We start from the raw sequence: 18,499 nt of genomic DNA, 5'->3' as shown, positions 1-18,499 counted from the left end.
ATGGCGGAGCAACCCAACGGCATCGATACTGCTGAGATGACGACGGCGATCGAGTCCGGGTTCGCTCGGCAGCTCAAACACTGGCGGACCCTGCGCCGGGTCAGCCAGCTCGACCTCGCGATCCGCGCCGACACCACGCAACGGCATCTGAGCTATCTGGAGCAAGGACGGTCGCGGCCGGGGCGCACCATGGTGGTGCGGCTCGCCGAGTCGCTCGACTTGTCCCTGCGCGAGCGCAACGGGCTGCTGCTCGCCGCGGGCTACGCTCCGGTCTTTCCCGAATCCGACCTGGACACTGCGGAATTGGCACCGGCGCTGGAGGCACTGACGGCCATCCTGGACGGCCACCTCCCGTACCCGGCGCTGATCGCCCGGCCCTACGGCGTCCTGCTCGCCGCCAACGCCGCATTCGACCTACTCACCGAGGGCGCCGCACCGTGGCTGCTCGAACCCCCGGTCAATGTGCTGCGGCTCGCGCTGCACCCGGATGGATTGGCGGCCAGGGTGCTCAACCTGCCGGAATGGGGCAGGCACGTCACCGAGGCGCTACGGAGCAGAGTCGCCCGCAGCCCCGACCCCGCCTTGGACGCGCTAATCGCCGAGCTGGAAGGCTATCTGCCACAGACCGATCCGGGCCAGGATCATCTCGGCTTCGCGGTACCTTTGCGCCTGCGCGGCAACGAGGACGAGCTGCGTTTGATCACTACCATCACCTCGTTCGCCACCGCCGTCGACATCACGCTTGCCGAGCTGCAGTTGGAAGCGTTTCTGCCCGCAAACGAGCAGACCGCGCGGGTCCTGCGCGAGCGCGCCGCGCTGCGATCCGGATCGGACAAGTCCTGCCGGTCCGAGGGACCGGCAGGACCACTCGCCTAAACCGAGCTCGTCGCGAGTTCGTCGTCGGCAGGCGCGTCCCAGTCGATCCGATAACGCTGCTCGGGCCCCATGGTCTTCTCCGGGTTCATCAGTGTTTTGACCATGAGCGGCATCAGCACCTGCATCGCTTTGCGCGCCACCGGCCCCGGCGTCTTGCTGTGGTTGATCTTCGCGGCGCGTGCCGCGACCCCTTCCACCCGGCCGCGCCGCAGCCGCTCGTAGACAGCGAACGCCTCGGCGGGTGTCGGCAGATCACGCAGGCACCGGGCCAGCTGTATGGCGCTCTCGATCGCCAGCGACGCGCCCTGTCCTGAGCTGTTGGACGGCGCGTGCACCGCGTCGCCGACCAGCACCATCCGCCCGCGGTACCAGTGCGGCACCGGCGGCATGATGTGCAGCGCGCCGACCACTTCGAGCTGGTCCTCGGTGGTGCGCCTGGCCAGTTCACCGCCGGGATTGTCGTCGCGGTAGGTCTCGCGCAGGATCTCGAGCCAGTGCGTTTTCGGGATAGCCCGTGCCGCGGTGAGCGACAAGTACTCCTTGTGCGGCAGGTTGGCGCCCCACGCCACCCTCCCGTCTGCGGTCGGCCAGTAGAGGTAGTACGCCCGCTTGCCGAATGCGAAAGTCATGGTGTCGGGCCGTACGTCGGCGTCACACTCGGTGATCGCGCCGAAGCCGAGCATGCCGAGGTAGTCGGGACCTGGCGCGTTCGGGTCGATCAGGTCGCGCACCGTCGAGCGGATGCCGTCGGCGCCGATGAGCACGTCCGCGGTGGACGCGCTCCCGTCGGCGAACCGGGCGGTGATACCCGAGTTGCCCTCGCGCACGTCGGCCAGGCGCTTGTTGTACTCGAAGGGGACGCCGGCGGCGACCGCGTGCTGGTGCAACGCCCGGTGCAGTTCGCTGCGATCGACCACTTGTAGGGGCGGGACATCGGCCAGACCGGGCATCTGCAAGAGCTTGCCGCCGACGGACATGTTCATCCCCGTGACAGGCAGCGCGATGTCGCGCACGGGATCGCCCGCGCCGATGAGGTCGAGGGCGGCGACGCCATTCGGCGCCAGCGCGAGCCCACTGCCGATGCCATAGGACGGGCCGGGATAGGCCTCGTAGACGCGGGCTTCGATGCCCGCTTTGCGGAGGGCTGTCGCGACGACGGGTCCGGCGATGCCGCCGCCGATCACGAGGGCGGTACGTGTTGTGGACATAGGTGTCTCCAGGATCTGTGCGATACGGGTTGCGATTCCCGAACCGATCCGCGCGTCATCCACCTGGTTATCCTGTGGTTGCCAGCCTTGTAGCCGGGTGCGCGTTCGCGGGCACGGTTCGAGACTGTTCGATCGGGCCCGGCGGCGGTGTTGCCGCACCCCGCCGGGTCCGGTTTTCGGCTAGTTCTGGGTCATCCCCCTCTCCACCAGCTCGGCGACTTCGGACGGGTCCATGCCACGCTCGTGCCAGTCCCGCCACTGCGTCAGTCCGGGGAAGGTGCCCTCGTTCAGCTCGTCGCGCAGCGAACGCGTCCATGCCGCTTCGGCTTCCAGCATCGCGAGCCCGAATTCGGACTCGACGACGAACAGTCGCGGCAGCTTCGCGGCGGCGAGTTCGTCGAGTTCGCGGCGGACAGCCTCGACGTGATGCCCCAGCGCGTCGAGACGCCGGTCCAGCAGCTCGATCACCTCCGCAGGCGGCAGCACCGCGAGAATGGACAGGCCCGCGACGAACCGGTGATGTTCCGGTTCGGGGGTGGCGAGCAATTCCCTGGTCCAGTCGGCCATCTCGGCACGACCCACGTCGGTGATCCGATAGATCACCCGCTCCGGCCGTGCACCGTCGCGCTCGCTGCCGACGACCTCGAGGAAGCCGACCTTCTCCATGTTTTGCACGACGGTGTAGAGCGAGCCCCACTTGATATCCATGTCGTGCTCTTTGCCCCGGTCCCGCAGGGTCTGCGCGATCTCGTACCGGTGCATCGGGCGCTCGACGATCGCGGAGAGCACCGCGAGTGCGAGCAAGTTGTTCACCTTGCGCTTCTTGGCCACGGCACCTCCTCATTACTCGCATACGAATATACGCAAGCGAGTAATCGGCCGCAAGCGTCCGACGACCACACTTTCCTGCTCGCGCGCCTCGTCCTCGATCAGCTTCGTCGCGATGCTTCCCAGCGCTTCGGTCGAGCAGCGCGCGATCAGCCGGGTCCGCGTAGTCCCAGTCGTCCAGCCTGCTGCCGAGCCAGCGCCACCAGGCGGCTAGGACCCGGTCGATCGCGGCTGCGCCGGCATTGGTAAGCCGCAGCTGCACCCCTTGGCACGAGGCACCCCTCGGCGCCGACCTGGCCGTGGATCGGCTCGATCGGCTCGCCGGGCGGCTTGTGGCCCGCGCCAGCAACCGGAGGCCCGGCCGATTACGCCATGCGCGGCGACTGAGCCACCCCCGGCCCCTCGATCAGCGACAGCGCGACCGGGACCAGAAGATCCACCAGCTCGGTGACCGTCGGACGCGGATCGGCGAGGACCCACTCGTGCGCGAGCCCATTGATCGCACCGATGAGAGCGCTCGCAGCCCAACCGGGACCGCCACGCACCCGCGCGCCGGGCGCGACGACCGGGACAACGGCGGACTCCAGCACCGACGCCCAGGCGTGCCGCCGCACGCGGCGGTGCCGCTCCATCCGGTCGCTCACTCCGACCACTTCGACGAAGGCGACCCCGGCTCGATACGGGTCGGAGCCGATCGATTCGAGATACGCGGTGACCACGGCGGTCATCGCGGCGGCCAGGTCGAATCGGGGGTCGAGCTCACCAATCCTCGCCAGCACCGCGGCGACGGCCTCGTCCTGGATCCGGTCGTAGGCCGCGACCAGCACGTCCTCCCTGGTCTGGAACTCCTCGTAGAACTGCCGCTTGGACAGGCCCGCGGCGGCACACACGTCGGCCAGCGAGCAGTTCGCGTAGCCGCGGTCGGCGAAGATCCGGGTCGCCGCCTCGAGAAACCGCTGGCGCCGCTCGGCCTTCCGCTCTACGACGGCACGCCCGCCGTATTGCCTTCCCCCTATTGCCGTCACACCTCTCACCGTAGCGAAACCACGGACCACGGACTATCCGTGCCGGCGACCCCCGAGCGAACGCCCGCGACAGGCGGTGGTTGTGATACGGATCATAACCGGGCATAATCGACACAGTCTGAAACCAAACGGGATCACATATGTCGCCGTGGAACGAAGAGGTTCTCGCGTGGTCACTTCCCGCAGGCACACCGCGAAGTTGCTCACCCCCCTGACCGTAGCGGCGAAGGACCGCTTCGCAGGTCGGCTGATGACGCAGGACCCCGCCACCGGTCAGGTGCGGGGCGAAACCGTGGGCACCCTCCTCGCACCCACCTTCAACCAGCGGACGCCAGCCGAGCGCGGTGTCCATGTCATCGAATTCCGTCCGGCGACAAGGATATTTCCGCCCGTGACAATCGGCGCGAGGTCACCCGCGCGACTTCCCTCAGAACTTACTCAAGAGTAAGGTTGTCTTCATGGCGTGGCGACTTACTGAAATCCCAGACCAAACCGGACGCACCTATGTGATCACCGGCGCGAACGGCGGACTGGGTGCCGTCACCACCAGAGTCCTCGCGACCAAAGGCGCTACCGTCATCATGGCCTGCCGCAACGCGGAGAAGGCGAAGAAGGTCGCCGACGGCATCGAGGGTGACGTGCGGGTGGCCGAACTGAACCTGGCCGACCTGGCCTCGATCCGCGAATTCGCCGAGGGCAGCGCCGAATTCGACGTACTGATCAACAATGCCGGCCTGATGAACGTCCCGTTCTCGCGGACCGAGGACGGCTTCGAAACCCAGTGGGGCGTCAACCATCTCGGCCACTTCACGCTGACCGGACTACTGCTGGACCGGATCACCGACCGGGTGGTGACGCTGGCCAGCATCGCGCACAAGCAGACCCCTAAACTCCGGATCGACGACCTCGACTACGAGCACCGTCGCTATCAGCGCAATCTCGCGTACGCGCAGTCCAAGCTGTGCAACCTCATGTTCGCACGGGAGCTCCAGCGCAGGCTGGCCGAAGCTGGCTCGGCGAAGCGCTCCTACAGCGTGCACCCCGGCGTCTCGGCCACCGACCTGTTCGCGCACACCGAGACGCCGATCGACTGGATCGCCAAGCCGTTCATCCGCCTGATCGGACACTCGCCCGCGAAGGCCGCGCACTCGACGCTGTTCGCAGCGACCATGCCCGACGCCGACCCCGAGGTGTACTGGGGCCCGTCCCGACTGCTCCAGACCCGAGGCCCGGTGGGCGCGTCGCCGTCCTCTCGGCTGTCGAAGAACAAGGACCTGTGGAAGCGGCTGTGGGCCGAATCCGAGCGGCTGACCGGGGTCACCTACAAGTTCTGATCGCCACCGGCCCGCCCGCGTCGTCCTGAGGGCGCAGCGCAACCACATCGGCCCCACTCCCGATTTCGAACGCAGCGAGACAGGCAACGCCGCAGGCGCTGGCAAAACCAACACGGGTACCGTGGAGGCCGTGTCCGCCTCACCCCGCCGCTCGGCACACAATCGCCCGGCCCTCATCGTGCTGGTGGTTGTCGCTGCGCTGGGCTGCCTGGCGCTGGCTTGGTGGCAGTGGGAGCGGTTCGAATCCGCCGGCGGCACCGGTCAGAATCTCGGGTACGCGCTGCAATGGCCGCTGTTCGCGGCGTTTGCCGTATTCGCCTACTTCCGGTTCGTCCGGCTCGAGCGCGAGGCCGAACAGAACGACAAGCTGGCCGACGCCGCGGAGCACGAACCCGTCGAGGCCAGGATTGCCGCGAAACCCGCTGCACCCAAGGAGCTTCCGGCGGGCCTGCTCCCCGAGCGCCCGAAGGCCGTGCGGGACGAAGACCCCGTACTCACCGAGTACAACCGGTACCTCGCAGCGCTGCACGCCCAGGACACCGATGACCAGGTCCGCGCGGCGGGCCTGAACACACCCGAGAGGAGCGCCGGTTGACCACCAGCGAGAATTCCACCGAGACCACCGTGGCGCCCGCGCCGACGGCGAACACCGCCAAGCTCGCCTCGGCGCTGCTGCGCTACCGCGCGCTGGCCTGGATCACCGGTCTCTGGTTGCTGCTGCTCACCGGCGAGATGATCGCCAAATACGGCTTCGACGTGCACACCCCCAGCTGGATAGCCGTGGTGCACGGCTGGGTCTATTTCGTCTACCTGCTGGTCACCGCCGACCTCGCGGTCAAGGTCCGCTGGCCAGTGCTCCGTACCGTCGGCACCCTGCTCGCAGGCACCATCCCGCTGCTGTCGTTCTTCGTCGAGCATGTCAACGCGAAGAAGGTCAAGCAGGACTTCGGCATCTGACGCCTCCGGCGTCAGCTCGCGGTCAGCGCGGCCAACTCTGGCAGCAACCGGGTCAGCGCCCGCCCCCGATGTGACACCGCGTCCTTCTGGGCGGGCGTCAGCTGGGCGGCGGTGACGGCGCCGCCCTCCGGGACGAACAGCGGGTCGTAGCCGAAACCACCGTCGCCCACCGGCTTCCGGCCGATCGAGCCCGGCCATTCGCCCCGCACCACGATTTCCCCACCGCTCGGCACCACCAGCGCGCAGGTCGAGACGAACCGCGCCCCGCGCCGCTCGTCCGGAACATCGGCGAGCTGTGCGAGCAGCAGTGCGTTGTTCGCGGCGTCGTCACCATGCCCACCCGACCAGCGCGCCGACAGCACACCAGGCATACCGTTCAGCGCGTCCACCTCGAGGCCGGAGTCGTCCGCGACGCAGGCCAGACCGGTGGCCCCGACGCCGTCCCGTGCCTTGGCGAGCGCGTTCTCCTCGAACGTCGCCCCGGTCTCCGGCGCCTCATCGTAGGCGGGAACGTCGTCGAGCCCGACGATCTCGATACCCGCGACGCCGGCCTCGTCGAGGATCCGGCGCAGCTCGTTCAGTTTCTTGCGGTTGCGACTGGCGACAAGTAGGCGAGTCATCACTTCTTCTTCGGCTCGGACGGCTCGGGAAGCACGCCCGGGTACGGCAGCGCCAGCGCCTCCCTCTGCAGGACGAACAGCTGTTCACAACCCGCGAGCGCGGCGTCGAGCAGCTTGTCCAGTGTGGAACGCGGGAACGTGGCGCCCTCGCCAGTGCCCTGGACCTCGACGAGTGTGCCGGTGTCGGTGGCGACGACGTTCATGTCGACCTCGGCACGCGAATCCTCTTCGTACGGCAGATCCAAGCGCACCCTACCGTCGACGACACCGACGCTCACCGCGGCGATCGCGCACGAGATCGGTTGCGGGTCGGCCAGGCCGCCCGCCGCGCCGAGGTAGGTCACCGCGTCGGCCAGCGCGACGTACGCACCGGTGATGGCTGCCGTCCTGGTTCCGCCGTCGGCTTGCAGCACGTCGCAGTCGATCGCGATGGTGTTCTCGCCGATGGCGGCCAGGTCGATGCACGCGCGCAGCGAGCGACCGACCAGTCGGCTGATTTCCTGGGTCCGTCCGCCGACCTTGCCCTTGACCGACTCTCTGCCGCTGCGGGTGTGCGTCGCGGCAGGCAACATCGCGTATTCGGCGGTGAGCCAGCCCAGCCCGGAGTCGCGACGCCACGGAGGCACGCCCTCGGTGACGCTCGCGGTGCACATCACCCGCGTCTGGCCGAACTCCACCAGCACCGAACCGGCTGGATGCGTGGTAAATCCACGGGTGATCCGTACCTCGCGGAGTTCATCGTCCGCCCTGCCATCGGCTCGTCTCGACACGGCCACAGCCTACTGTGTTGGATTTGCCGCGCCTGCGCGCGGCGTGTTCGCGGCCCCCTGGTGTCTCGCGTCCGAGCAGCCGCAGGGCACCCGGCACCGCGGATACCACTCACCGCAACCACATCGGCTCAACTCCCGCTTCCGAGCGAAGCGAGACCGAGCATCGCCCGTTTGCGGCCCGGCTCGCGTCCGAGCGGTCGACGCGTCCGCGACGAAGTCGCCAGCGGCGGCCGCTCGGACGTGAGCCATAAAGGGGCCGCGAACACGCAGCGCCGCAGGCGCTGCAAAACAAACACAGCCAATTAGATAGAGAACGTCTCGCCCGGCGCCACCGCGTGCACTGGTCCGGCGAACTGCGCCTTTGCCTCGGCGATTACGTCCTCGCGGGAGGTCCAGGGCGGAATGTGGGTGAGCAGCAGCTCCTTCGCCCCGGCTTCGGCCGCGATCAAACCCGCCTCGACGCCCGAAAGATGAATGCCCGGCGGCCGATTCGCGGGGTCGTGGGTCCAGGACGCCTCCGCCATCAGGATGTCGGCGCCCTTGGCGAGTTCGCGGACCTCCTGGCACAGGGCGGTGTCGCCGGTATAGACGAAGGTTCGCCCGCTCGCGGTCACTATTCGCAGACCATAGGCCTCCGGCGGGTGGAACATCCGGCGCGCCGTAACAGTGTGACCCGGCCCGAATTCGACCGACTCTCCGTCCGCCCACGGCCGCATGTCGATCACGTCGGACCAGTCATCGCATTCGCCGCCGACCTCGGCGGAGGCATTGCCGATCCGCAGCGAGGTATCCGACGGGCCGTGCACGATCGCCTTCCCCTCCGGCGGCTTCGGGTGGTAGCGCCGCCATACCAGCAGGCCGGGCAGATCCAGGCAGTGGTCCGCGTGCAAATGGGTAAGGAAGACGTCGACCTCACCTGGATTGGCGTAGCGCTGCAGCGCGCCGAGCACTCCCGGACCGAAATCGATGACCGTCGGCGACATATCCGGTCCGGTCAGCAGGTAACCCGACGCTGGAGAGTCCGGGCCGGACACGCTGCCCGAGCACCCGAGGACGGTAAGGCGCATTCCCCCATGCTGCCACGCTGATTTCTCACTCAAGAAAGGGTCCCCCACAATTCCCGCAGGGCGGCACCCTCAGCGTGGCGGCACAATGACTCCGGCTCGATCCCCGCGGCGGTGTCGACGTTCATCACCAGAGAGTACCCAGCCGGCGAGCAGCCCACCCACCGCCCCGAAAAGATGCCCCTGCCAAGAGATTCCGGGTTGTCCAGGCAGAACTCCCCACAGCAGCGACCCATAGAGCGCCAGCACGACGAGACCGAGCACGATCTGACCAGGGTTGCGGGCGAACCAGCCGCGGGAGATGAGGAAGGTCAGCCAACCGAACACCAGTACCGACGCGCCGAGGTGCACGGAGCCAGCTGCCCCGGTGAGCCAGGTTCCGACACCCGCCACGATCCAGATGATCGCGGTCGCGGCCAGGCCGCGGCCGATACCGGCCAGCAGCGCGAGGAAGCCGAGCACCAGCACCGGAAGCGTGTTGCCGATCAGATGGTCCCAGCCACCGTGCAGCACCGGGGCGAACAGGATGCCGGATAGTCCTTCGGCCCGACGCGGCTCGATGCCCGCGCGGTCGAGCCGATGGTCGGCGAAGGTGTCGACACCCTCGATGCCGTAGAGCAGCCCGACGAATCCGATGATCACCACCACGGCACGCAACCAGAGTTGTTTGACCGCCGCGAGGCCACCCGTGGTTTTCGCCGGAGACGGCGTGGTTGCCTCCGCGGGCTTACCCAACCGCGCTCGAATCGACGCGATCCGATCAGGGTCGAACGAAGGCCCGAGTCCCGCACCGCCGGCCATCGCCACCTCCTCGTCGTGCGCCCCCGCCTATGGCGAGGGTACCGGCGCGTCCGGAAGTCAGGCCCAGAGCTGGCCGTCGAGCCGTTCTTCCGCCTCTTCGATGGTGCCGTCGTAGGCCCCGGTCGACAGGTACTTCCAGCCGCCGTCGGCGACCACGAACGCGATGTCCGCGCGGGCACCCGCCTTCACCGCCTTACGAGCGACGCCGAGCGCGGCGTGCAGGATGGCGCCGGTGGAGATTCCGGCGAAGATGCCTTCCTCCAGCACGAGTTCGCGGGTGCGCTTGACCGCGTCGTGGGGGCCGACCGAGAAGCGGGTGGTCAGCACGGTCTCGTCATACAGCTCGGGAATGAATCCCTCATCGATGTTCCGCAGGCCGTAGACCAGCTCGCCGTAGCGTGGCTCGGCGGCGACGATCTCGATGCCGGGCACCTTCTCGCGCAGAAAACGGCCGGTGCCCATCAGCGTGCCCGTGGTACCGAGTCCGGCGACGAAATGGGTGATCTCGGGGAGATCGGCCAGGATCTCCGGGCCGGTGGCCTCGTAGTGCGCGAGCGCGTTCGCGGGATTGCCGTACTGGTAGAGCATCACCCAGTCCGGGTTCTCCGCCGCGATCTGCTTGGCCTGCGCGACAGCCTGATTCGAGCCGCCCGCCGCGGGGGAATCGATGATCCGCGCGCCGAACATGGTGAGCAGTTGGCGGCGCTCCACCGAGGTGTTCTCCGGCATCACACAGACCAGCTGGTAGCCCTTGAGCTTGGCGGCCATCGCCAGCGAGATACCAGTGTTGCCGCTGGTGGGTTCCAGGATGGTGCAGCCCGGTCGCAGCAGACCGTCGGCCTCGGCCTGTTCGATCATGCGCAGTGCTGGGCGATCCTTGATCGAGCCGGTGGGATTGCGGTCCTCCAGCTTGGCCCACAGCCGCACGTGGTTCTCGCCGTCCCACTGCGGGGACAGTGCGCGCAGGCCGACCAGCGGGGTATTGCCGAGGGTCGCGATCAGCGATTCGTAACGCGCCACGGAGTCGATCAGCCTCCGGCCACGGCGGGCAGGATGGTGACGCTGGCGTCCTCCGGCACCTCGGCCGCCAGACCGCCTGCGAAGCGCACGTCCTCGTCATCGACGTAGATGTTGACGTAGCGGTTCAGCTTGCCATCCTTGAGCAGACGCTCGGCCAGTCCGGGGTGGTTGGCCTCGAGGTCGTCGATCAGCGCGGCCAGCGTGCCGGCTTGCGCCTGCACGCGCTTCTCACCTCCGGTGAGGCCGCGCATGATGGTCGGAATGGACACGGTTACCGACATGGGTACTCCTCGGTTTCACGAACAGGCATCGGACTGATTCTGGTACGAGTCGACGATTTTTACCGGCTCCTCGGTGACCTCACCGTCGACGATCCGGTAGCTGCGCAGCTCGTGCCGCTCGGGATCGCGGGTGGAGATCAGCACGTAGTGCGCGAAGGGCTCGGACGCGTAGGACACGTCGGTCCGGCTCGGGTAAGCCTCGGTGGCGGTGTGCGAGTGGTAGATCACCACCGGCGTCTCGTCGGCGTCGTCCATCGCGCGCCACACCTTCAACTGCTCGCCGGAGTCGAAGCGGTAGAAGGTGGGCGAGCGTTCGGCGTTGACCATGGCGATGAAGCGCTCCGGGCGATCCGAGCCCTCGGGTCCCGCGATGACGCCGCAGGCCTCGTCGGGGTGATCGGCACGCGCGTGCGCCACCATCGCCTCCACGAGGTCGGCCCTGATCACCAGCACTTCTCGAACACCCTTCCGCACACGCCGACCCATCGCAGTCGACAACGAGCCAGGATATTCGGCTATTCCCCCGGCGCCGTCGGCCGGTCCCGTTGCGACCTTCGGTGCGGCACGTCGGGCGAGGTCGTCGGGGGTCGAACGGTCGACCCCGAACAAGTCCACGTCGAACAGGTCTGCAGAGAACATTCGGATCCCGCAGTTCCCGCACCATGCAATACATCGGCCGAACCCCGTTTCCGAGCGAAGAACCGGGACCAAGCATTCCCGTCCGCGGCCCCGCCCCGAGCGACCGACACGTCCACGACCCAGCAACCACCGACGACCACTCGGACACAAGCCGACCACCAACACCCACACAAAAACCGGACAGTCGATATCCAGTCCGCCTCCCGACAAAACCACATCGGCCCAACCCCCGTTTTCCGAGCGAAGCGAGACCGAGCACTCCCCCTCCGCGACCCACCCCGAACGACCGACACGTCCACGACCCAGCAACCACCGACGACCACTCGGACACAAGCCGACCACCAACACCCACACAAAAACCGGACAGTCGATATCCAGTCCGCCTCCCGACAAAACCACATCGGCCCAACCCCCGTTTTCCGAGCGAAGCGAGACCGAGCACTCCCCCTCCGCGACCCACCCCGAACGACCAACACGTCCACGACCCAGCAACCACCGACGACCACTCGGACACAAGCCGACCACCAACACCCACACAAAAACCGGACAGTCGATATCCAGTCCGCCTCCCGACAAAACCACATCGGCCCAACCCCCGATTTCCGAGCGAAGCGAGACCGAGCATTGCCCGTTCGCGGCCCGGCTCGCGTCCGAGCGGCCGCCGCGTCCGCGACGAAGTCGCCAGCGGCGGCCGCTCGGACGCGAGCCATAAGGGGGCCGCGAACACGCCGCGCCGCAGGCGCGGCAAATCAAACACAGAACAGGTCGTGGTAGGCCGGGATGCCCGCGACCGGGCGCGCCGAGCGAATCGCGTCGACGATGGCGCGTTCGACACAGACCGCGGCCGCTGTGCAGAGTTCGTCGAGGACCAGCAGGTCCGCGGGGAAGGCGGGTGGGAGCGGAATGTCCGAGCCCGCATCGGCGGTTCCCGTGGCAAGCGCGAAAAGCGTGTCCCCATCGAGCGGAGAGTGCGCGGGGCGGATCGCCCTGGCCAGACCGTCGTGCGCGGTGGTCGCCATCCGTCGGCATCCCGCAGGATCGAGCGGGGCGTCCGTGGCGACTACGCCGATGGTGGTGTTGAGCACCGTGCCTTTTACCGGAAGCGCGTTGGCCACCGCCAGTTTCTCGGTGGTCGGCGGGCGCAGTCCGAAGTAGTCGGGGCCGTCGGTGCCGCACCCCCAGGGCAGCCCGGTGCGCGGATCGAACACCGAGCCAACGGGATTGGCCACGATCAGCGCGGCGACGGTGATCCCGGCCGCGGCGCCTTCGCTCAGCACGATGCTCGCGGTCCCGACACCGCCTTTGATGGATCCGGCTCGTGCACCGACGCCCGCGCCGACCGAGCCCCGCGCGAATTCGGTCGCCGCCGCCTCCGCCGCCCGATAGCCGAACTCGGCGGTGGGCCGGATGTCCCACGCGCCGACGGGGAGATCGAAGATCACCGCGCCGGGGACGATGGGCACCACCCGGCTCGTGTCGGCCGGATCCATCACGATGCCTGCGCCGTTCTCCTCCAACCAGCGCATCACGCCGTCGGCCGCGGCCAGGCCGTAGGCGCTGCCGCCGGTCAGCAGGATCGCGTCGACCTGACGGACGGTGTTCACCGGATCGAGCAGGTCGGTCTCCCGGGTGCCGGGTCCACCGCCGCGCACGTCGACCGCCGCCACCGCGGCGCCCGGTATGCGCACGACCGTGCATCCGGTCGCCGCCCCGGCTCCGAGCGTGGCGTCGGCGTCGAGCACGTGGTGGTGGCCGACCAGCAGCCCGGGGACATCGGTGAGCGAATTGCGCTGCCCTGCTTCGCCATTCACTATTTCTGCTCCTCACGGCGCAACGACGTGCCGATCGCTCCGATCGATCTTCGCACCGGAGGCATGCTCAGGGCGCCAACGCCTGCAACAAAGAGTCCTGCATCCAGGTCAGCCAGTGGTACACGTCCAGGTGCGGGGCGCGCGGGTCGTCAGGGGCCAGATGGTCGGGCGTGTCGGCGTCGATGCCCAGCACCGTGCCCAGCGCGAGCCGCACGTCGGTAAGCGCGGTCAGCCACGCGTCGGCCTGTTCGGGGGTGAGTACGACCCTGCCGCCGGCGTCCGGCACGGTGTCCAGCACGACCGAACCGGCCGCCAGCTTGGCATCGATGATGTCCGGCTCGTGCAGGCCACGCAGCGCGCTGTTGAGGTCGGCGCGATCGGCATCCGGCGATCCCGGCTCGCTGCGGTGGAAGTCCGGGAGGAGTCTGCTCAGTCGCGGGTCGTCCGGCGGCTCCGTGTTGCCGGAACGCAGACCGGTCAACGCGGCGAGATCGTCCTCAGGGGACGACTCGGCGCGTTCGGTGAGCAGCCCGGCGACCGCGCCGACCAATGACCGAAGCACGTTGGCCTCACGTGCGTCCATTTCGGAACGCAGTTTGAGACCGCTCAGCGAGTTCTTCCTGCTCCAGTTGCGCACGGCGTCAGGGTAGTCGTTCTGGTCAGTCGTCCCGTTGCATGGTGGCCCAGAGTCCCGCGGCGTGCAGCCGCTGGACGTCGTGTTCCATCTTGTCCCGCGAACCCGACGACACCACCGCCTTACCCTCGTTGTGCACCTTCAGCATCAGCTCGGTCGCCTTCGCTTTGCTGTAGCCGAACAGCTTTTGGAAGATATAGGCGACGTAGTGCATGAGGTTGACAGGGTCGTCCCAGACGACGGTCACCCAGGGGCGGTCCTCGGCCTCCAGGACCTCGGTGTACTCGACCGCCTCTGGAGTCGCCTGTGCCGCCGACAGTGTCACGTTCACGGCGCCCATAACGACGTCACCTCGGACTATGTTGCACAAGGCCATAACGTCCAGGGTACGACTCGACTCCGGATAAACAACACCCGCGTGGCCCCGATTCGCCGCCTTGCCCAGCTCACCGGCCAGGCGCCCGCCTGAGCTACGGAACCAGCGTGTCTACAGTGACTCGGGTGGATATCCGCGACGGCGTCACCAGCACGGCGCTGCTCACCGACCAGTACGAATTGACGATGCTCGCCGCCGCGCTCGCCGACGGCTCGGCGCATCGACGATGCACCTTCGAGGTATTCGCCAGACGTTTGCCGAATGGGCGCCGCTACGGCGTCGTCGCAGGCACCGGCAGGCTGCTGGATGCGCTGCGGCACTTCCGCTTCGGCGAGGCCGAGTTGGCTGTCGCGGCGTCGTTCTCGGATGAGCGCACCATCGACTGGTTGCGTAACTACCGGTTCACCGGCGATCTCGACAGCTATGCGGAGGGTGAGTTGTACTTCCCGGGGTCCCCGATCGTCTCGGTGCGCGGCAGCTTCGCCGAATGCGTGGTCCTGGAGACGCTGATCCTGTCGATCCTCAACCACGACAGCGCCATCGCGTCCGCCGCCGCACGCATGGTAAGCGCGGCGGGCGGTCGCCGGATGATCGAGATGGGCTCGCGGCGCACCCACGAGCTGGCCGCGCCCGCCAGTGCCCGCGCCGCGTACCTGGCCGGTTTCGACGCCACCTCGAATCTCGAGGCTGTGCGCCGCTACGGGGTTCCCGGCGCGGGCACCAGCGCACACGCCTTCACGCTGCTGCACAGCGGCGTCGACGGCGCGCACGAGGCGGCCGCGTTCCGCGGCCAGGTGGAAACGCTGGGGATCGGGACCACTCTGCTGGTGGACACCTTCGACATCACCAAGGGCGTGGCGGCCGCCATCGAGGTGGCGGGCCCGGAACTGGGTGGCGTGCGGATCGACTCCGGCGATCTCGGCGTGCTGGCCAGGCAGGTGCGCGACCAGCTCGACGCGCTCGGCGCCACCAAGACCCGCATCGTGGTCTCCGGCGATCTCGACGAGTACGCCATCGCCGCGCTGCGCGCCGAGCCGGTCGACGTGTACGGCGTCGGCACCGCGCTGGTCACCGGGTCTGGCGCCCCGACGGCTGGGATGGTCTACAAGCTGGTCGAGGTGGACGGGTTGCCGGTGGCCAAGCGCAGCAGTCACAAGGAGTCGCGTGGCGGCACGAAGAAGGCGGTCCGCCTGGCCCGGCGCACCGGGACGATCGTCGAGGAGATCGTGTACCCGGCGACCGGACCCGTGCCCGCCGTCGACGGACTGGTGGCGCGCGAGCTGCTCGTTCCGCTTGTGCGCACCGGCGAGCAGGTCGAGGGGTTGCCCACGCTGGCCGCCGGCCGCGACCTGGTCGCCCGCGGGCTGATCAGCCTTCCGTGGGAGGGCCTGAAACTCTCCGCGGGCGAGCCCGCGATCTCGACCACCTTCGCCTGAGGTCAGGGGCACACAAGTAATCAGCGCGCGGGGTGCCCGCGTTTACATCGCGGGTCGGGAATTCACCGCGAGTCGCGTGAACCGGTCGTTCGACTCAGCGGCAGAATCGAGATCGGCCACACAGTTCACACCGCGGGAGGTCACCATGACCCGAGCCCTGATCATCGTCGACGTCCAGAACGATTTCTGCGAGGGCGGTTCGCTCGCCGTCACCGGCGGCGCCGCGGTGGCCGCGCGGATCAGCGAGCACCTCACGGCCACCCGCTACAACGCGGTCGTCGCGACCCGCGATTACCACATCGACCCCGGCGAACACTTCGCCGACGACCCCGACTACGTCGACAGCTGGCCGCCGCACTGCCGGGTCGGCACGTCCGGCGCCGATTTCCATCCCGCACTGACCACTGAGCCCATCCACCAGATCTTTTCCAAAGGCGCGTACTCCGCGGCCTACTCCGGGTTCGAGGGCGCCGCCGAGGACGGCACCGGACTCGCCGATTGGCTGCACGACCACGGCATCGATGCCGTCGACATCGTCGGCATCGCCACCGACCACTGTGTGCGCGCCACCGCCCTCGACGCGCGCATCGAAGGCTTCGACACCCGTGTTCTGCTCGACCTCACCGCAGGGGTCGCGCCGGACACCACCAGCGCCGCGCTGGGCCGCATGCGCACGGCGGGTGTCGACCTGGAAGGAAGCGTCCACCGATAGGACCGTCCGGTCTCGCTGACCGCCCTGCCGTGTCGGACGCACCAAGTAGGCTGCTCGCGTGCCCGAACTGCCGCCCGTTTCCGACCTTTTGGCCACCGCCGTGCAGGCGCTCGGCGGCAAGGAACGCGACGGGCAGGTGACGATGGCGGCGGCGGTGGACCACGCGATCGACACCAAGGAACATCTCGCGGTGCAGGCCGGGACGGGAACCGGCAAGTCGCTGGCGTATCTCGTCCCGAGCCTGCGCCACGCGGTGCGCACCGGGCGCACCGTGGTGGTCTCGACGGCGACGATCGCACTACAGCGCCAGCTGGTCGACCGGGATCTCCCCCGGCTCGCCGAGGCGCTGAGCAAACCACTGGGGCGGACCCCGAAGTACGCGATCCTCAAGGGGCGCAACAACTATCTGTGCTTGAACAAGATCAATAGCGCGATTCCGGACGAGCCGGCCGAGGCGGAGCTGTTCGACGCGTTCGCGATCTCGCGACTCGGACGCGAGGTCCAGCGGCTCAACGAATGGGCCTCCGACACCGAGACCGGCGACCGGGACGAGCTCGCCCCCGGGGTGAGCGATCGTGCCTGGCGGCAGGTCAGCGTGTCGTCGCGGGAATGCCTAGGCAAGTCCCGCTGTCCTTTCGGTCAGGACTGCTTCGCCGAGCGGGCAAGGGCCGAGTCGGCGCAGTCCGACGTGGTGGTGACCAATCACGCGCTGCTCGCGATCGACGCGATCAGCGGCATCCAGGTGCTGCCCGAGCACGACGTGGTGGTCATCGACGAGGCGCACGAGCTGGTCGACCGGGTCACCGGCGTGGCAACCGCCGAGCTTGCCCCTGCCGCGATCAGCGCGGCCGCCCGGCGCTGCGCCAAGCTCATCGACGAGCGGGAGCTTGATCGCTTGGAGGGCGCCGCCGAGTCGTGGCACGACGTCTTGGACGACCTGCCCGCCGCCCGCTGGGACAACCTGCCCGACGGCGTGGCCCCGGTACTCGCCCTCATCCGCGATGCCGCGTGGAACGCGCGCACCGCGCTCGCGCCCCAAGGCACCACCGCGCAGGGCGATCCCGAGAACGCCGCTGCCCGGAATCTGGCGGTGGCCGCGATCGACGAGGTGCACGACAGCGCGGTCCGCGCGCTGACCGCGTTCGACGAGCCGGACCCAGCCTCCCGCCGCGATGTCATCTGGCTGGCGGCCGACGAGATGCGCGGCGTCGTGCGCCGCTCGCTGCGCATGGCGCCGCTCGCCGTGGGCGGGCTGCTGCGCAGCAGGCTCTTCGGCACCGCGACGGTCGTGCTGACCTCGGCCACGTTGCAGATCGGCGGATCGTTCGACGGGCTCGCCATCACCTGGGGTCTGCCCGCGCAATCGGGCAATCGCACCGACGCGGCCACCGCGAACGGCGCCGAAGCTCCCTCGGACGCCGACATCGTCCGATGGAGCTCGCTCGACGTCGGCTCGCCCTTCGACCACGCCAAGTCCGGCATCCTGTACGTCGCCAAACACCTGCCCGCACCGGGCCGCGACGGGCTGGCGCCTGCCTACCTGGACGAGATCGAGCGGTTGATCAAGGCCGCGGGCGGGCGCACACTCGGCCTGTTCTCCTCCATGCGCGCGGCGCGCGCCGCCAGCGACGCGCTGCGCGGGCGACTGGACACTCCGGTGCTGTGCCAGGGCGACGACGCGACGGGCGCGCTGGTCCGCAAGTTCGCCGACGATCCGGAAACCTCGCTGTTCGGCACGCTGTCGCTATGGCAGGGCGTCGATGTGCCGGGTCCGTCGCTGAGCCTGGTCATCCTCGACCGCATTCCGTTCCCTCGTCCGGACGACCCGCTGCTCGCGGCCCGGCAGCGGGCGGTGGAACTGCGCGGCGGGAACGGGTTCATGACCGTGGCGGCCAATCACGCCGCACTGCTGCTCGCCCAGGGCACCGGCCGCCTGCTGCGCAGCGTCGACGATCGTGGCGTGGTCGCCATCTTGGACTCACGCCTCGCCACTGCCCGCTATGGCAGCTACCTGCGCGCTTCGCTGCCGCCCTACTGGGAGACCGCGGACCCGGAGATCGTGGTCAAAGCACTGCAACGGCTTACAGCGGCCACGCTGTGATACAGC

Annotated in this window: 20 protein-coding genes; 7 read left to right on the top strand and 13 right to left on the bottom strand. The window is 68.5% G+C overall.

Annotated elements, in window-relative coordinates; genetic code table 11:
- Window positions 1-36 precede the first annotated feature (36 nt).
- Window positions 37-876, top strand: coding sequence for a helix-turn-helix domain-containing protein (locus OHB12_RS30905; protein ID WP_327113232.1), 840 nt, complete (start codon window positions 37-39; stop codon window positions 874-876).
- On the opposite strand, the gene OHB12_RS30900 is transcribed toward OHB12_RS30905, so the two are convergent.
- From OHB12_RS30900 to OHB12_RS30890, 3 genes are all read right to left on the bottom strand, one after another.
- A complete protein-coding gene (locus tag OHB12_RS30900) occupies window positions 873-2,084 on the bottom strand; it encodes an FAD-dependent oxidoreductase (protein ID WP_327121639.1) in 1,212 nt (403 codons plus the stop codon). The genes OHB12_RS30905 and OHB12_RS30900 overlap by 4 nt on opposite strands.
- Window positions 2,085-2,264: 180 nt before the next feature.
- On the bottom strand, window positions 2,265-2,915 hold the full coding sequence (locus tag OHB12_RS30895; RefSeq protein WP_327113230.1) for a PadR family transcriptional regulator: 651 nt from the start codon (window positions 2,913-2,915) through the stop codon (window positions 2,265-2,267).
- Between the two features lie 362 nt (window positions 2,916-3,277).
- On the bottom strand, window positions 3,278-3,937 hold the full coding sequence (locus OHB12_RS30890; protein WP_327113228.1) for a TetR/AcrR family transcriptional regulator: 660 nt from the start codon (window positions 3,935-3,937) through the stop codon (window positions 3,278-3,280).
- A 458-nt stretch (window positions 3,938-4,395) separates the two neighbouring features.
- Here OHB12_RS30890 and OHB12_RS30885 point away from each other — a divergent pair, with 458 nt between their 5' ends.
- From OHB12_RS30885 to OHB12_RS30875, 3 genes are all read left to right on the top strand, one after another.
- On the top strand, window positions 4,396-5,271 hold the full coding sequence (locus tag OHB12_RS30885; protein ID WP_327113226.1) for an oxidoreductase: 876 nt from the start codon (window positions 4,396-4,398) through the stop codon (window positions 5,269-5,271).
- A gap of 130 nt (window positions 5,272-5,401) precedes the next feature.
- Window positions 5,402-5,866 carry a transcriptional regulator gene (locus OHB12_RS30880; protein WP_327113224.1) on the top strand — a complete coding sequence of 155 codons (465 nt, stop codon included), beginning with the start codon at window positions 5,402-5,404 and terminating at the stop codon, window positions 5,864-5,866.
- Entirely contained in the window at window positions 5,863-6,228 is a 366-nt protein-coding gene (locus tag OHB12_RS30875) for a DUF3817 domain-containing protein (RefSeq protein ID WP_442799889.1), read from the top strand. The genes OHB12_RS30880 and OHB12_RS30875 overlap by 4 nt, the downstream gene beginning before the upstream one ends.
- Window positions 6,229-6,239: 11 nt before the next feature.
- Here OHB12_RS30875 and rdgB read toward each other — a convergent pair whose 3' ends face one another.
- The 10 genes from rdgB to clpS form a co-directional block, all read right to left on the bottom strand.
- Window positions 6,240-6,848 carry an RdgB/HAM1 family non-canonical purine NTP pyrophosphatase gene (gene rdgB, locus OHB12_RS30870; RefSeq protein WP_327113222.1) on the bottom strand — a complete coding sequence of 203 codons (609 nt, stop codon included), beginning with the start codon at window positions 6,846-6,848 and terminating at the stop codon, window positions 6,240-6,242.
- Window positions 6,848-7,618, bottom strand: coding sequence for a ribonuclease PH (gene rph, locus OHB12_RS30865; RefSeq protein ID WP_327113220.1), 771 nt, complete (start codon window positions 7,616-7,618; stop codon window positions 6,848-6,850). Before rph ends, rdgB begins: the two co-directional genes overlap by 1 nt.
- A 302-nt stretch (window positions 7,619-7,920) precedes the next feature.
- Entirely contained in the window at window positions 7,921-8,685 is a 765-nt protein-coding gene (locus OHB12_RS30860) for a cyclic nucleotide-degrading phosphodiesterase (RefSeq protein WP_327113218.1), read from the bottom strand.
- A 69-nt stretch (window positions 8,686-8,754) separates the two neighbouring features.
- Window positions 8,755-9,483, bottom strand: coding sequence for a rhomboid family intramembrane serine protease (locus OHB12_RS30855; RefSeq protein ID WP_327113216.1), 729 nt, complete (start codon window positions 9,481-9,483; stop codon window positions 8,755-8,757).
- A 57-nt stretch (window positions 9,484-9,540) separates the two neighbouring features.
- Window positions 9,541-10,503: a PLP-dependent cysteine synthase family protein gene (locus tag OHB12_RS30850; RefSeq protein WP_327113214.1), complete on the bottom strand. Its 963-nt coding sequence runs from the start codon at window positions 10,501-10,503 to the stop codon at window positions 9,541-9,543.
- Window positions 10,504-10,511: 8 nt separating this feature from the next.
- The gene (locus OHB12_RS30845; protein WP_327113212.1) at window positions 10,512-10,784 is read right to left on the bottom strand and encodes a MoaD/ThiS family protein; all 273 of its coding nucleotides are present in this window, start codon (window positions 10,782-10,784) and stop codon (window positions 10,512-10,514) included.
- Window positions 10,785-10,799: 15 nt separating this feature from the next.
- The gene (locus tag OHB12_RS30840; RefSeq protein ID WP_327121635.1) at window positions 10,800-11,237 is read right to left on the bottom strand and encodes a M67 family metallopeptidase; all 438 of its coding nucleotides are present in this window, start codon (window positions 11,235-11,237) and stop codon (window positions 10,800-10,802) included.
- A 935-nt stretch (window positions 11,238-12,172) separates the two neighbouring features.
- The gene (locus tag OHB12_RS30835; protein WP_442800151.1) at window positions 12,173-13,237 is read right to left on the bottom strand and encodes a P1 family peptidase; all 1,065 of its coding nucleotides are present in this window, start codon (window positions 13,235-13,237) and stop codon (window positions 12,173-12,175) included.
- Window positions 13,238-13,301: 64 nt separating this feature from the next.
- Window positions 13,302-13,871, bottom strand: coding sequence for an oxidative stress transcriptional regulator AosR (aosR, locus tag OHB12_RS30830; protein WP_327113208.1), 570 nt, complete (start codon window positions 13,869-13,871; stop codon window positions 13,302-13,304).
- Between the two features lie 22 nt (window positions 13,872-13,893).
- Complete coding sequence (gene clpS, locus OHB12_RS30825) at window positions 13,894-14,244, bottom strand: ATP-dependent Clp protease adapter ClpS (protein ID WP_327113206.1); 351 nt, start codon at window positions 14,242-14,244, stop codon at window positions 13,894-13,896.
- Between the two features lie 185 nt (window positions 14,245-14,429).
- On the opposite strand from clpS, the gene OHB12_RS30820 reads away from it, so the two are divergent.
- From OHB12_RS30820 to OHB12_RS30810, 3 genes are all read left to right on the top strand, one after another.
- Window positions 14,430-15,680, top strand: a complete 1,251-nt coding sequence (locus OHB12_RS30820) for a nicotinate phosphoribosyltransferase (protein WP_442800150.1) — start codon at window positions 14,430-14,432, stop codon at window positions 15,678-15,680.
- A 145-nt stretch (window positions 15,681-15,825) separates the two neighbouring features.
- Window positions 15,826-16,392: an isochorismatase family protein gene (locus tag OHB12_RS30815; protein ID WP_327113202.1), complete on the top strand. Its 567-nt coding sequence runs from the start codon at window positions 15,826-15,828 to the stop codon at window positions 16,390-16,392.
- Between the two features lie 58 nt (window positions 16,393-16,450).
- On the top strand, window positions 16,451-18,493 hold the full coding sequence (locus OHB12_RS30810; RefSeq protein ID WP_327113200.1) for an ATP-dependent DNA helicase: 2,043 nt from the start codon (window positions 16,451-16,453) through the stop codon (window positions 18,491-18,493).
- Window positions 18,494-18,499 lie beyond the last annotated feature (6 nt).

Origin of the sequence: Nocardia sp. NBC_01730, from assembly GCF_035920445.1 — a bacterium.
Lineage (GTDB): Bacteria > Actinomycetota > Actinomycetes > Mycobacteriales > Mycobacteriaceae > Nocardia.
The sequence above is the reverse complement of the archived record's forward strand: the minus strand, read 5'-3'. Positions and strand labels throughout refer to the sequence as shown.

Coding starts and splice junctions, on each gene's coding strand:
- OHB12_RS30900 (WP_327121639.1), bottom strand. CDS start 2,084: ATGTCCACAACACGTACCGCCCTCGTGATCGGCGGCGGCATCGCCGGA.
- OHB12_RS30860 (WP_327113218.1), bottom strand. CDS start 8,685: ATGCGCCTTACCGTCCTCGGGTGCTCGGGCAGCGTGTCCGGCCCGGAC.
- clpS (WP_327113206.1), bottom strand. CDS start 14,244: ATGGCCTTGTGCAACATAGTCCGAGGTGACGTCGTTATGGGCGCCGTG.
- OHB12_RS30855 (WP_327113216.1), bottom strand. CDS start 9,483: ATGGCCGGCGGTGCGGGACTCGGGCCTTCGTTCGACCCTGATCGGATC.
- OHB12_RS30815 (WP_327113202.1), top strand. CDS start 15,826: ATGACCCGAGCCCTGATCATCGTCGACGTCCAGAACGATTTCTGCGAG.
- OHB12_RS30820 (WP_442800150.1), top strand. CDS start 14,430: ATGCTCGCCGCCGCGCTCGCCGACGGCTCGGCGCATCGACGATGCACC.
- rdgB (WP_327113222.1), bottom strand. CDS start 6,848: ATGACTCGCCTACTTGTCGCCAGTCGCAACCGCAAGAAACTGAACGAG.
- OHB12_RS30905 (WP_327113232.1), top strand. CDS start 37: ATGACGACGGCGATCGAGTCCGGGTTCGCTCGGCAGCTCAAACACTGG.
- OHB12_RS30885 (WP_327113226.1), top strand. CDS start 4,396: ATGGCGTGGCGACTTACTGAAATCCCAGACCAAACCGGACGCACCTAT.
- OHB12_RS30845 (WP_327113212.1), bottom strand. CDS start 10,784: ATGTCGGTAACCGTGTCCATTCCGACCATCATGCGCGGCCTCACCGGA.